The sequence below is a fragment of the Pseudomonas sp. TH08 genome (assembly GCF_016651275.1).
In the GTDB taxonomy this organism is placed as follows: Bacteria; Pseudomonadota; Gammaproteobacteria; order Pseudomonadales; family Pseudomonadaceae; genus Aquipseudomonas.
On sequence record NZ_JAEKEE010000002.1, the window covers coordinates 681,264 to 694,341 of the forward strand.

Below are 13,078 nucleotides of genomic sequence, written 5' to 3' on the forward strand. Positions count from 1 at the left end.
GCCCGGATAATGCCTAACCTTAAGAGACACTCGCCCGTTTCGCTGGCAGAACCATGACCGAACTTGTGCTTACGCTCATCAGTGCTGCGCTGCTCAACAACTTCGTGTTGCACTGGCCGCTGGGCATCGATCCGCTGTTGGCGGGCCGTCGCCAGCAGGTACATGCGCTGGGGCTGGCGACGCTGTGTCTGATGATGATCGTTGGCGTCATCGGTTACGCGATCTGGCATTGGTTGCTGGTGCCGCTGCAACTTGAAGCGCTGCGCCTGTTCGTGTTTCTGCCGTTGAGCGTGTTGCTGATTGCGCCGCTGCTGCACGGCTTGCAGCGCTGGCTGCCAAACCTGCCCTTCGACGGGTTATGGCCGCTGTTGCTGGGCAATGGCGGCGCGCTTGGGCTGGCGCTGATCAATGCGCAAAACGATCAAGGCCCGCTGCACGCGACAGCGCTGAGCCTCGGCGCCGGGCTGGGTTTCTGGCTGGTACTGAGCCTGTTTTGCGATTTGCGTGAACGCACGGCCGACAACGATATTCCCCTGCCCTTTCGCGGCCTGCCGATCGATCTGATCGGCGCCGGACTGATCGCAGTGATTTTTCTCGGATTCAGTGGATTGATCAAAACATGAGTCTGATTCAACGCATCGATGCGCTCCTGCCGCAGACCCAATGCGGCAAGTGTGGCCATCCCGGATGCAAGCCGTACGCAGAAGGCATCGTCGACGGCGAGCCGATCAACAAGTGCCCGCCCGGTGGTGATGAAACCATCGCGGCACTGGCTGAACTCTTGAAAATTCCAGTGCTGGAGCTGGATATCAGCCGTGGTTCAGCACCGCCGCAAGTCGCTTATATCCGTGAAGCCGAATGCATCGGCTGCACCAAGTGCATTCAGGCTTGCCCGATCGATGCCATCGTCGGCGCGGCGAAGTTGATGCACACCGTGTTGATCGACGAGTGCACCGGTTGCGACCTGTGTGTCGCGCCGTGCCCGGTGGATTGCATCGAAATGCATCCACTGCCACTCGGCACATTGCCGGTGGTGGGTGGGCTGGCGTTCAGCCTTGAAGAACAACGCGCTCGCGCCGTCAAACGCGACCATGCTCGCCAGCGTTTCGAACGCCGTAATGCGCGCCTGCAACGAGAAGAACAGCAGAAACAGACTGAACGTGAAGCGAGGGCGAAAAAGGCTGCACAACCTGAAGTCACTACGCTTGACCCCGTGCAGGCTGCGCTGGAGCGTGTGCGCGCACAAAAAGCCGCCACCGCGGATGCAGCGCTGAAGAAAGCCAAGATCGATGTCGCGATGAGCCGCGCGCAGTTGCACAAGTCACTGAAAGCTTTCGGTCATCCGCCGACCTTTGAGCAGCAGTCGCAATTGATCGTGTTGCAGCAACAATTTGCAGCGGCCGAGCAGGCGCTGGCGAAACTCGAAAGCAGCGCACCCGCGGCTCCGGTCGCACCCGCCCCGGCGAAGGATGCCGACCTGAAACGGGCGAAAATCCAGTTGGCCATGCGTCGCGCCGAATTGAAAAAGGCACAGACCGCCGAAGCGTCCCCCGAGCAGATTGCCGCACTGGAACAGGCACTGCGTGAGGCCGAGCAAGCTCTTCACTCCGCCGAAGAATCAAGTGATCAGCCTGTGCCTGACATTGTGCGAGTGGAAAAACGCCCGATCGACGGCCAGCTTCGCCAGTTGAAAACCGAATTGGCCTACGCCCGCGCCGACTTCAACAAACTCGAACGCAGCGCCGACACGCCCGCCGAAACCCTCGACAAGGCCCGCGCCCGTCTGCAAGACGCCGAGCGCCAGGTGCAAGATCATGTCACCCCTTGAGGCACCCGACGATCGCCTGCAACAGGCGATGAAACTGGTGCTGCTCGCCACGCTGCCGGGTCTGCTGACTTTGTTCGCGCTGTACGGCTGGGGCGTGTTGATCAATTTGATGCTGTCGGTCAGCACCGCGTTGATCGTCGAGGCGGGCGTCACACGTCTGCGCCGCCAACCTTTACAGCCAACATTGAGCGACGGCAGCGCACTGGTCAGCGCGACACTGCTGGCGGCTGCCCTCCCACCTTATTGCCCTTGGTGGTTGACGGTAATGGCGATGGCCTCTGGTTTGTTGCTCGGCAAACATGTGTACGGCGGCGTCGGCAAAAATCCGTTCAACCCGGCAATGCTCGGATTCGCCTTGGCGATGTTGATGTTTGCACAGCCAATGACCCATTGGCCGGCGCATGGCATGGATGTTGTGGCTGCCGTGCATCAGGTATTCAACGTCGGCTCTGCGCCGGACGCTTGGGTTCAGGCCACGGCGCTGGACAGTCTGCGCATCAACAAAAGCCTGACCATGGATGAGCTGTTCGCCAGCAATCCGGCGTTCGGTCGATTCGGTGGACGCGGTGTGGAATGGGTGAACCTGGCGTTTCTCGCCGGTGGACTGTTCTTGTTGCAGCGCCGGGTGATCGGCTGGCAGGCGCCGGTCGGCATGCTCGCCAGCCTGTTTGTGGTCAGCCTGCTGTGCTGGAACGGTTCGGGCTCGGACTCCCATGGGTCACCGCTGTTTCACTTGCTGAGCGGCGCGACCATGCTCGGTGCGTTTTTCATCATTACCGAGCCGGTCTCCGGCGCCAGAAGCGCGCTCGCTCGCCTGCTGTTTGGCGTCGGCGTCGGGCTGCTGACCTATTTGATTCGCACGTGGGGCGGCTACCCTGACGGCGTCGCGTTTGCGGTGTTGTTGATGAATCTATGCGTCCCGACACTCGAGCGTTTTGCCGCCAGCCGCCAGATGCAGGTGAGCCCATGAACCGCAAGAGCCGCGTGATGACGCTGGTCTTGCTGGCGGCCATCGGCCTCGGCGCGACGTATCTGGTACAGCACCTCAATGCGCCACAGATCGCCGCCGAACAACGTTTGATCGACAGCCGCAAACTGCTCGACGTGCTACCCGCCGAGGCCTACGACAACCAACCACTGGAACATCCGCTAACGCTGGCCGACATTGCGTTGAGCCACAGTGCCTTGACTGGCGGCTATCGCGCGACCAGGGGCAGTCAAACCGTCGCAGTCCTGCTGCGGAGTCAGACTCAGGGTTATGCAGGCGTCATCGAGTTGCTGATTGCCATTGATGCCAATGGAAAGTTACTTGGCGTGAAAACCCTCAGGCAAAACGAAACTCCGGCGCTGGGCGGGCCCATAGGCGACTGGCCAAATACCTGGCTTGCGGCGTTTTCCGGCAAATCGAGCAGCGAACCGGCAGACGCAGCCTGGGCATTGAAGAAGGATCAGGGCCAATTCGATCAGATGGCCGGCGCGACCATTACCTCCCGCGCAGCGATCAACGCGATTCATGACGCATTGCGTTACTTTGATGACCATCGTGCGCCGTTACTGGGGAACGAACCATGACCCGATCGGCGACGCTGGCGAACTCATTGATGCTGATGTTGCTGCTGGGCACCACCGGCTCGTTGGCTGGCGCGCTGCTAACGGTTCTGATGTTCGTTCTGGTCGTGGGTGCTTATGGCGCATGCATGGCACTGCTGCGCTCGCGACTGACGGGGACCAGTGCATTGCTGGCCAGTCTGCTGCTCGCGGCGACGTTGACCAGTTGTGCAGACATTCTTGCGCAACGCTGGTTTCTGCCGTGGCATCAGTCGGTAAGTCTGTATATCGGTCTGATCGCCTTGCAATGCGTGGTGCTGGAGTGCCATGGCTTCTTTCGCCAACCGCTGACCGACCGTTTCAGGCTCTGCGGTCTGTTCGGCGGGCTGATGCTGCTACTCGCGGCACTGCGCGAACTCATCGGCCACGGCAGCCTCGGTCACGGACTATCCGAACACTGGCAAGGTCTGGTTTTATTCAGCGAGGGCCTGCATCTGATGACGCTGGTTCCCGGCGCCTTCATATTTCTGGGCCTGCTCCTTGCGGCCCGTCAGGCGTGGACTCGCTCGCACTCTATTTCCAAGGAATCGCACCGCCCATGAATGCCGCAAAACGTCTTGAGATCTTTCGCAGACTGCATGAAGACAATCCCGAGCCGAAGACCGAATTGGCCTACTCCTCGCCCTTCGAGTTGCTGATTGCGGTGATTCTCTCGGCGCAATCCACCGATGTCGGCGTCAACAAGGCCACGGCGAAGCTGTTTCCGGTCGCCAACACTCCGGCAGCGATTCACGCCCTGGGCGTTGAAGGATTGTCCGAGTACATCAAGACCATCGGTCTGTACAACAGCAAAGCGAAAAACGTCATCGAGACTTGCCGCTTATTGGTCGAGCGCCACAACAGTGAAGTGCCGCAGACGCGCGAAGAGCTCGAAGCTCTGCCCGGTGTGGGACGCAAGACCGCCAACGTTGTGCTCAACACTGCTTTTCGCCAGTTGACCATGGCCGTCGACACGCACATTTTCCGCGTCAGCAACCGCACCGGCATCGCCCCCGGCAAGAACGTGGTCGAGGTGGAAAAGAAACTGATGAAGTTTGTACCAAAGGAATTCCTGCTCGACTCCCATCACTGGTTGATTCTGCACGGACGCTACGTGTGTCTGGCACGTAAGCCGCGCTGCGGCAGCTGCCGGATCGAAGACTTGTGTGAATACAAAGGCAAAACCTCGGACGATTGACTGGCTATTAGGTTTATTGATTCATCGATTGAAAAAATCTTTTTTACCCGCTGCTGGAATGTCGATATAAGGAGCGCCAAAGGCATTCTTAGCCGGGAGTCAGCTTATGAGTAGCGACAAAGAGCAACTGGAAATAGATGACGATATCGCTGCAGAGACTGATGACGCAGAACCAGTGGTTGAGGTCGCCAAGACCAATCTGAGCAAGCGCCGCACTATCGATAACTTGCTGGAGGAGCGCCGTTTGCAGAAGCAATTGGCCGAATACGATTTTGATGACTGATACTTGAAAGCCTCCCGGAACGGAGGCTTTTTACTTTCTGCTGCTTGCTGAACTTGATCGGCCCATGATCCCGTCAGCGGTCGAAATGATCAGACAAGCCCATTACGCTGCGCCAATTCGATCAGATCAACCAGAGAGCGTGCGTTCAGTTTCAATAACAAACGTGTCTTGTAGGTGCTGACGGTCTTGTTACTTAAAAACATACCGTCGGCAATTTCCTTGTTGGTCTTGCCCCGTGCCAGCTGTTGCAAGACCATCATTTCCCGCCCGGAAAGGCGATCCACCATATCGGCTTCACTGGCATTGCCCAAACTGGTACGTACCGTATGCAATGCCTGGTTGGGGAAATAACTATAACCTGACAATACCGCTTTGATTGCACTCAGCAACTCGGTCAGGTCCTGCTGCTTGCAGACATAACCGGCGGCGCCCGACTGCATGCAACGCATGGAAAAGTGCCCTGGTGCCTGAGAAGTCAAAACCAGCACTTTCATTGGCATGGCCACCGAACTCAATCGGGCAATAACTTCCAGACCATCAAGTTTGGGAATACCGATATCCAGTATCACGATGTCCGGCATTTGTTCGCGAGCCAGTTGTAACGCGTCCACACCGTTATCTGTCTCCGCAATGACTTCGTAGCCATGACGCTCCATCAGCATACGTACCGCGAGACGAATGACGGGGTGATCATCCACGATCAGCACTTTATTCATGGGCAGGTCCAATTTCGCTGTTCGAATTTCTAGAGCCCGCACCTTAGCTTAGTCATATCGCCTGTGGCATGGCGTTGTTCTCTTGCACTTGCAGCGAAAGACATGCCCTACAACCAATAAAGATTATTCCTACAAAAAATCCGCTCCCATCTAAAAATCCGACATTGGAACGCTTCAACATCCACATTACATTTCCTTCTCCAACTTGTAACAGCTTGCGACCGACGCGCCACGCAGGTGCCGTTCCACAGCCCGAGGCCATTACGGGCTAGCGCCTGAAACTCTAACAAAGAAGATGACGACAGCTCATTCAGACTGGCGACTGGAAACATAAAGCAATGACACTACTTCCTACAACTCAATACACCACCACGCCGCGCATAAACGCTTGAAACAAGATATTTATACTCAACCAAACACTTTTGCTATAAATACAATACTAACCACTAAACTTACAACTACCAACAAACACAAACAAAACCACAATGAGAAAACCCAGACAAAAGAGTACAAATATGTTAAAGATAAAAAATAGAATCACTAACCCAATGACGATCATCGCCATATTCGCCGGTATCTCCGAAGCATCCGCCGCGATATCTTTGCCGTTCCTCAACAGTGAGGAACGCTCTATCTATATATGGTTCCTGATCAGCTTCCCGTTCTACTTGTTATTTATTTTTTTTATAACTTTAAACTTCAACTACCGCTCGCTCTATTCACCTTCCGATTTCGGCAAGGACGAGACCTTCTTGAAAGCCATGGACAACAATGACCGCGACAACAAACGCAACACATCCAGAGAAGGTCCCACTGCACACAATACTTTCGGAATCTCGAGTCGCGTCGTGCCTGATGATACCGCCGCACAATGCGCGGACTCGTGCGAAATCCACAACGCGCCCGATCCACCAACGGACATCCGTGCGAGGTCAAACCTGACGGTTCAACACAATATTCAGTTGCCCGTCTCCGTCAGCAATCTGCACATCATCGATCTCCGTGACATCGATGCGGCGAGAGAACTCGACACGATTCTGCAAAGAATCCGGCTCAACGACAGGAAAGCCATCCGCGTCATCGTATTTCTTTCCAATCATGTGTCGGACGCTTCACTGACGAAGAATGCGCTGCTACAGATCAAATACGCCAAGAAAGACTCAGGCACTACGCTGTGTATTGTTTACAACCTGTGCTCGCAAGCGGTGACGCTGTTGGGACGGACTTGAAGGACGGGGTCATTGTCGTGCAAGCAGACAGACCAGAGACATTGCTCGACAAGCGCCGAACAAAAGAATTAAGTAAAAAGGGCGGCCCCGTCTCTAAGACAAGGCCGCCCTTTCATTGCGCATCAGTCTGAAGTAATCAGAACAGCTTGCGACCCTTGTTGGCAGCAATGCGCATACGCAGCGCGTTGAGCTTGATAAAGCCCGCCGCGTCGGCCTGGTTGTAAGCACCGCCGTCTTCTTCGAAGGTCGCGATGTTGGCATCGAACAACGAATCGTCGGACTTGCGGCCGGTGACGATCACATTGCCTTTGTACAGTTTCAGGCGCACAACGCCGTTCACGTTGACCTGCGAAGCGTCGATCATCTGTTGCAGCATCAGACGCTCAGGGCTCCACCAGTAACCGGTGTAGATCAGGCTGGCGTACTTCGGCATCAGCTCGTCTTTGAGGTGAGCGACTTCGCGGTCCAGGGTGATCGATTCGATGGCGCGGTGGGCGCGCAGCATGATGGTGCCGCCCGGGGTTTCGTAGCAACCGCGGGACTTCATGCCGACGTAACGGTTTTCGACGATGTCGAGACGGCCGATACCGTGAGCACCACCGATCTTGTTCAGCGTCGCCAGCACGGTAGCCGGGGTCATTTCGACGCCGTCCAGTGCAACGATGTCGCCGTTACGGTAGGTCAGTTCCAGGTATTGCGGTTTGTCAGGAGCGTTCTCCGGGGAGACGGTCCATTTCCACATGTCTTCTTCGTGCTCGGTCCAGGTGTCTTCCAGCACGCCGCCTTCATAGGAGATGTGCAGCAGATTGGCGTCCATCGAGTACGGGGACTTCTTCTTGCCGTGACGCTCGATCGGGATCGCGTGCTTCTCGGCGTAGTCCATCAGCTTCTCGCGGGACAGCAGGTCCCACTCACGCCACGGAGCAATCACTTTCACGCCAGGCTTGAGTGCATAGGCACCCAGTTCGAAACGCACCTGGTCGTTGCCCTTGCCGGTGGCGCCATGGGAAATGGCGTCAGCGCCGGTTTCGTTGGCGATTTCGATCAGGCGCTTGGCGATCAGTGGACGTGCGATGGAGGTACCCAGCAGGTACTCACCTTCGTAAACGGTATTGGCGCGGAACATCGGGAACACGAAATCACGCACGAATTCTTCGCGCAGATCGTCGATGTAGATTTCTTTGACGCCCATGGCCTGAGCCTTGGCGCGGGCCGGCTCGACCTCTTCGCCTTGACCGAGATCAGCGGTGAAGGTCACCACTTCACAGTTATAAGTATCCTGCAGCCACTTGAGGATCACCGAAGTGTCCAGGCCGCCGGAATACGCCAGAACGACCTTGTTTACGTCCGCCATGCCATCACTCCACGGGGTTCTACGGAAAGCCGAGGAGTCTACCGCCCAAACGCGATAATTTACAGAGGCGCGACAGCTTAAGACGACAAAGCGACAGAATCTGTCGAGAGCGCGACGATGACCGGCGGGTCAGGAAGTCGCCGCGGTATTGGCTGGAGTGCTGGCTTGCGGTGCTGGAACCGCAGTGGGTGCTACCCGCGCCAGTTTTACATTGACCCGACGGTTTTTCGCGCGATTGGCCGCGTTGGTGTTCGGCACGATGGGATATTGCTCGCCATGGAAACGCACGGTGATCTGCGATTCCTGTATGCCATTGGCCTTGAAGAAATCGACCACTGCCAGCGCGCGGCGGCGCGACAGTTCGCGGTTGGTCAGGCGATTGCCGCTGTTGTCGGAATGACCGTCGAGTTCGATGTGATTGACCGTCGGATCGGCTTTCATGAACTCAAGCATCACTTGCAGTTTGGCCTTGGCGGCGGCATCGAGGTCAACGCCTTCGCCGGGGAAGCCGATCTGCGACTGTTTGATCTGATCGAAATTCTGCGGCAGCAATTTCGCCACACAGGTCTGATAGTCGTTAAACGCCTTGCTGAACTTCACCGGCAATAAACGCACTTCCGACACGCGGCCATCGCCCGAAGCACGGCGCACGACCGGACTGCGTCCATCCAGCAGGCCACTGATCAGACCGCCGGCCTGAGATTGCGAACTGTTGAACAAGACGTTGCCGCTGCCGAGCCTGACATTGCCCAGATTGATGTCGCCACGTCCTGGCTGCCACGGTGCAGCCGCTGCCAGCAGCGTCGCCGAGCCACCGCCGAGCATGGCGTTGTAGGCATTCAGACGAAATATCGCCTGTTCGCCGGCCTTGCGCACGAATTCACCCGAGCCGAAATCAGTGATCGGTTGTGTCAGGCGGCATTCGAACTTGTCGCCGGCGACCGTCCACTCAATGTTCTCCAGGCGAGTCTGGTAGGTGAGCGCCATCGCGGGAAGGCTGGCAAACACACTGAGCAAGGCTAAATAACGCTGGCGCACGGGAGGCTCCATTGGCTTCTGAAACACAAAGACCGATTCACACTATGTTTACGGCATACGTACGGGATATCGGAAGCTTCCCGCAAAACTTGATAGCGAGTGCCTGCAAGAGTCTTTTCCGGTAGCATTCGCCTCAGTTTGACCCGCCTGGAATCCCCTCATGTCCGACCGCCTGACCCTGCTGCGTCCCGACGACTGGCATATTCATCTTCGCGATGGTGCCGTGTTGACCAATACCGTTGCCGATGTTGCGCGCACGTTTGGTCGCGCCATCATCATGCCCAATCTGGTACCTCCGGTGCGCAACGCCGCTGAAGCCGACGGCTATCGCCAGCGGATTCTCGCTGCCCGCCCGGCCGGCAGTCGCTTTGAGCCGCTGATGGTGCTGTACCTCACCGACCGCACCCAGCCCGAAGAAATTCGTGAAGCCAAGGCCAGCGGATTCGTGTACGCCGCCAAGCTGTATCCGGCTGGCGCCACCACCAACTCCGACTCAGGGGTGACCAGCATCGACAAGATTCTGCCGGCGCTGGAAGCCATGGCCGAAGTCGGCATGCCGCTGCTGATCCACGGTGAAGTTACCCGTAGCGACGTCGATGTGTTCGACCGCGAAAAGATTTTCATCGATGAGCATATGCGTCGTGTGGTCGAGCGCTTCCCGACGCTGAAAGTGGTGTTTGAACACATCACCACCGGCGACGCCGTGCAGTTCGTCAACGAGGCTTCGGCCAACGTCGGCGCGACCATCACCGCGCATCACCTGCTCTACAACCGCAATCACATGCTGGTGGGCGGGATTCGGCCGCACTTCTATTGCCTGCCGATCCTCAAGCGCAACACGCACCAGGAAGCCCTGCTCGACGCTGCCACCAGCGGCAGCGCGAAGTTCTTCCTCGGCACCGATTCGGCACCGCACGCCCAGCACGCCAAGGAAGCCGCCTGCGGCTGCGCCGGCTGCTACACCGCGTACGCCGCCATCGAAATGTATGCCGAAGCCTTTGAACAGCGTAATGCCCTGGACAAGCTCGAAGCGTTCGCCAGCCTCAACGGCCCGCGCTTCTACGGCCTGCCAGCCAACACCGATCGCATCACCCTGGTTCGTGAAGAATGGACCGCCCCGACCAGCCTGCCATTCGGCGAGCTGACCGTTATCCCGCTGCGCGCCGGTGAAAAACTGCGCTGGCGCCTGCTGGAGGAACACGCGTGAGTGAAGACCATTTCGACGACGAACTGGACGGTCAAAGTGGTGGTGGTGGCGGTTCCCGTCATCCCATGGCAGCACGCTTTCGCGGCTACCTGCCGGTTGTCGTCGACGTAGAAACCGGTGGCTTCAACTCGGCCACCGATGCGTTGCTGGAGATTGCTGCGACCACCATCGCCATGGATGAAAAGGGTTTTGTTTACCCCGATCACACTTACTTCTTCCGTGTTGAGCCGTTCGAAGGCGCCAACATCGAAGCGGCGGCGCTGGAGTTCACCGGGATCAAGCTCGATCACCCGCTGCGCATGGCGGTCAGCGAAGAAACCGCGCTGACCGACATTTTCCGTGGCATCCGCAAGGCGCTGAAAGCCAACGGCTGCAAGCGTGCAATTCTGGTCGGCCACAACAGCAGCTTCGATCTGGGCTTCCTGAACGCCGCCGTTGCGCGGCTGGACATGAAGCGCAACCCGTTTCACCCGTTCTCCAGTTTCGATACCGCGACACTGGCTGGCCTGGCGTACGGTCAAACCGTACTGGCAAAAGCCTGTCAGGCAGCCGACATCGATTTCGATGGCCGTGAGGCGCACTCGGCGCGTTACGACACCGAGAAAACCGCTGAGCTGTTCTGTGGCATCGTCAACCGCTGGAAACAGATGGGCGGCTGGGAAGACTTCGACGACTGATACTCGTCGGATTTCTACCGAGCATAAAAAAACCGGCCACTTGGGCCGGTTTTTTGTACCTCGACGTTGCGCCTTACAGGGCAGCAGCGTTCTCGGTCAGGTAAGCAGCAACGCCTTCTGGCGAAGCGTTCATGCCTTTGTCGCCTTTTTTCCAGTTGGCAGGGCAGACTTCGCCGTGCTCTTCGTGGAATTGCAGAGCGTCGACCAGACGGATCAGCTCTTCCATGTTACGGCCCAGCGGCAGGTCGTTGATGATCTGCGAGCGGACAACGCCTTTGTCGTCGATCAGGAACGCGCCACGGAAAGCTACGCCGCCTTCCGATTCAACGTCGTAAGCCTTGGCGATGTCGTGCTTCATGTCGGCAGCCATGGTGTATTTCACCTGGCCGATGCCGCCATTGTTGACTGGGGTGTTGCGCCAGGCGTTGTGGGTGAAGTGCGAGTCGATCGACACAGCGATCACTTCAACGTTGCGCGCTTTGAAGTCAGCCATGCGGTTGTCCAGAGCGATCAGCTCGGACGGGCAGACGAAGGTGAAGTCCAGTGGGTAGAAGAACACCAGGCCGTATTTGCCTTTGATGGCCGAGGACAGGGTGAAGCTGTCAACGATCTCGCCATTGCCGAGTACGGCCGGGACGGTGAAATCAGGGGCTTGTTTGCCTACGAGTACGCTCATTGATATCTCCTGGTGTAAAAACTTGAAGTTCAGGGTTCGGGCCAGCCTGCCATCCTCAGACGACAGCCCTGTGACACGAACCCCCTTCGCAAGGGCCGACCATCATACACTGCGTGTTTCGCCTGTCCTTAACGGTTTTTAAAAAGGAGGCGGATAACCACGCTGCATTTACAGGGCCAGGCAATTAGCCAGTGATCACCGTTCGTCAGCCACAGCTGTCAATCAGCTGAAGTCTTCCGAAAGCACTTTGACAATCATTCTCGTTAACATTAAGATCCATCGCAATTGAGTCACAACCAGCGACGGTTCTCACTTATGTATGTTTGTCTCTGCACTGGCGTCACCGACGGACAGATCCGCGAAGCGATCTATGAAGGTTGCTGCAGCTATAAAGAAGTACGCCAGGCCACCGGCGTCGCCAGCCAATGCGGCAAATGTGCCTGTCTTGCCAAGGAAGTGGTTCGCGAAACCCTGACCAAGCTGCAAACCGCCCAGGCCGCGATCCCCTATCCTGTAGAATTTACCGCTGCGTAAATTATCCCTATTTCAAAGAACCGGACTTATGTCCGGTTTTTTTATGCCTGAAAATCAAATGGTTAGCGTCTAGACGCGGAACACAAACATTCTTATTCCGATTAATTTTCATATATTATTCAATAACTTAGGTTTGACACTTATAAGTACGAAGCTCAAACTCCGCCTTATATACAGCTATTACAGGGCAGGACTCCGATCATGAAAGGCGACATTACAGTCATCCAGCATCTCAACAAGATCCTTGCCAATGAGCTGGTCGCGATCAATCAGTACTTCCTGCATGCCCGTATGTATGAAGATTGGGGTCTGAACAAGCTCGGCAAGCACGAATACAAAGAATCCATCGATGAGATGAAGCACGCGGACAAGCTGATCAAGCGCATCCTGTTCCTCGAAGGCCTGCCAAACGTGCAGGACCTGGGCAAGCTGCACATTGGCGAGCACACCCAGGAAATGCTGGAGTGTGACCTGCGTATCGAGAAGACCGGTCACGCAGACCTGAAAGCAGCGATCGCGCATTGCGAAACCGTGGGCGACTTCGGTAGCCGTGAACTGCTCGAAGACATTCTCGAATCCGAAGAAGAACACATCGACTGGCTGGAAACCCAACTGGGTCTGATCGATAAAGTCGGTCTTGAGAATTACCTGCAGTCGCAGATGGGCGAAGAGTAAGTTAGCGCCCGCTAAACCCGAGACATTAAAAAGCCCCGCCCTCTTTCGAGGTGCGGGGCTTTTTGTTGGCTGGAGA

At 56.8% G+C, this 13,078-nt stretch carries 16 protein-coding genes; 12 read left to right on the top strand and 4 right to left on the bottom strand.

The annotated features are described in order from the left end of the window. Positions 1-53: 53 nt before the first annotated feature. The 7 genes from JFT91_RS12750 (at position 54) to JFT91_RS12780 (ending at position 4,896) form a co-directional block, all read left to right on the top strand. A complete protein-coding gene (locus tag JFT91_RS12750) occupies positions 54-623 on the top strand; it encodes an Rnf-Nqr domain containing protein (protein WP_201232562.1) in 570 nt (189 codons plus the stop codon). Then, entirely contained in the window at positions 620-1,828 is a 1,209-nt protein-coding gene (rsxB, locus tag JFT91_RS12755; RefSeq protein WP_201232563.1) for an electron transport complex subunit RsxB, read from the top strand. Before JFT91_RS12750 ends, rsxB begins: the two co-directional genes overlap by 4 nt. Beyond that, positions 1,815-2,798 (top strand): RnfABCDGE type electron transport complex subunit D, encoded by a 984-nt coding sequence (locus JFT91_RS12760; protein ID WP_201232564.1) that lies wholly within the window; start codon positions 1,815-1,817, stop codon positions 2,796-2,798. The genes rsxB and JFT91_RS12760 overlap by 14 nt, the downstream gene beginning before the upstream one ends. Then, complete coding sequence (locus JFT91_RS12765; RefSeq protein ID WP_201232565.1) at positions 2,795-3,400, top strand: RnfABCDGE type electron transport complex subunit G; 606 nt, start codon at positions 2,795-2,797, stop codon at positions 3,398-3,400. The genes JFT91_RS12760 and JFT91_RS12765 overlap by 4 nt, the downstream gene beginning before the upstream one ends. After that, positions 3,397-3,978, top strand: a complete 582-nt coding sequence (locus tag JFT91_RS12770) for an Rnf-Nqr domain containing protein (protein ID WP_201232566.1) — start codon at positions 3,397-3,399, stop codon at positions 3,976-3,978. Before JFT91_RS12765 ends, JFT91_RS12770 begins: the two co-directional genes overlap by 4 nt. Then, positions 3,975-4,613 (top strand): endonuclease III, encoded by a 639-nt coding sequence (gene nth, locus JFT91_RS12775; RefSeq protein WP_201228331.1) that lies wholly within the window; start codon positions 3,975-3,977, stop codon positions 4,611-4,613. The genes JFT91_RS12770 and nth overlap by 4 nt, the downstream gene beginning before the upstream one ends. Before the next feature lie 106 nt (positions 4,614-4,719). Further along, positions 4,720-4,896: a PA3496 family putative envelope integrity protein gene (locus JFT91_RS12780; protein WP_201232567.1), complete on the top strand. Its 177-nt coding sequence runs from the start codon at positions 4,720-4,722 to the stop codon at positions 4,894-4,896. Between the two features lie 89 nt (positions 4,897-4,985). Here JFT91_RS12780 and JFT91_RS12785 read toward each other — a convergent pair whose 3' ends face one another. Next, complete coding sequence (locus JFT91_RS12785; protein ID WP_053123410.1) at positions 4,986-5,612, bottom strand: response regulator transcription factor; 627 nt, start codon at positions 5,610-5,612, stop codon at positions 4,986-4,988. 515 nt (positions 5,613-6,127) lie between these two features. On the opposite strand from JFT91_RS12785, the gene JFT91_RS12790 reads away from it, so the two are divergent. After that, positions 6,128-6,841: a hypothetical protein gene (locus JFT91_RS12790; protein WP_201232568.1), complete on the top strand. Its 714-nt coding sequence runs from the start codon at positions 6,128-6,130 to the stop codon at positions 6,839-6,841. Positions 6,842-6,977: 136 nt separating this feature from the next. Here the strand turns inward: JFT91_RS12790 and JFT91_RS12795 are convergent, their stop codons facing one another. Both JFT91_RS12795 and JFT91_RS12800 read right to left on the bottom strand, forming a co-directional pair. Beyond that, on the bottom strand, positions 6,978-8,195 hold the full coding sequence (locus tag JFT91_RS12795; RefSeq protein ID WP_129395322.1) for an argininosuccinate synthase: 1,218 nt from the start codon (positions 8,193-8,195) through the stop codon (positions 6,978-6,980). Between the two features lie 129 nt (positions 8,196-8,324). Continuing rightward, complete coding sequence (locus JFT91_RS12800) at positions 8,325-9,233, bottom strand: flagellar protein MotY (protein WP_201146911.1); 909 nt, start codon at positions 9,231-9,233, stop codon at positions 8,325-8,327. A 160-nt stretch (positions 9,234-9,393) separates the two neighbouring features. On the opposite strand from JFT91_RS12800, the gene pyrC reads away from it, so the two are divergent. Both pyrC and rnt read left to right on the top strand, forming a co-directional pair. Next, complete coding sequence (pyrC, locus tag JFT91_RS12805; protein WP_201228335.1) at positions 9,394-10,440, top strand: dihydroorotase; 1,047 nt, start codon at positions 9,394-9,396, stop codon at positions 10,438-10,440. Further along, a complete protein-coding gene (rnt, locus tag JFT91_RS12810) occupies positions 10,437-11,117 on the top strand; it encodes a ribonuclease T (RefSeq protein ID WP_201232569.1) in 681 nt (226 codons plus the stop codon). Before pyrC ends, rnt begins: the two co-directional genes overlap by 4 nt. A gap of 73 nt (positions 11,118-11,190) precedes the next feature. On the opposite strand, the gene JFT91_RS12815 is transcribed toward rnt, so the two are convergent. Continuing rightward, entirely contained in the window at positions 11,191-11,793 is a 603-nt protein-coding gene (locus JFT91_RS12815; protein WP_003227723.1) for a peroxiredoxin, read from the bottom strand. 315 nt (positions 11,794-12,108) lie between these two features. Here JFT91_RS12815 and JFT91_RS12820 point away from each other — a divergent pair, with 315 nt between their 5' ends. After that, on the top strand, positions 12,109-12,327 hold the full coding sequence (locus tag JFT91_RS12820; protein WP_003227725.1) for a bacterioferritin-associated ferredoxin: 219 nt from the start codon (positions 12,109-12,111) through the stop codon (positions 12,325-12,327). A 201-nt stretch (positions 12,328-12,528) separates the two neighbouring features. Further along, on the top strand, positions 12,529-13,002 hold the full coding sequence (bfr, locus tag JFT91_RS12825) for a bacterioferritin (protein ID WP_095190453.1): 474 nt from the start codon (positions 12,529-12,531) through the stop codon (positions 13,000-13,002). The last annotated feature ends 76 nt before the right edge of the window (positions 13,003-13,078 follow it).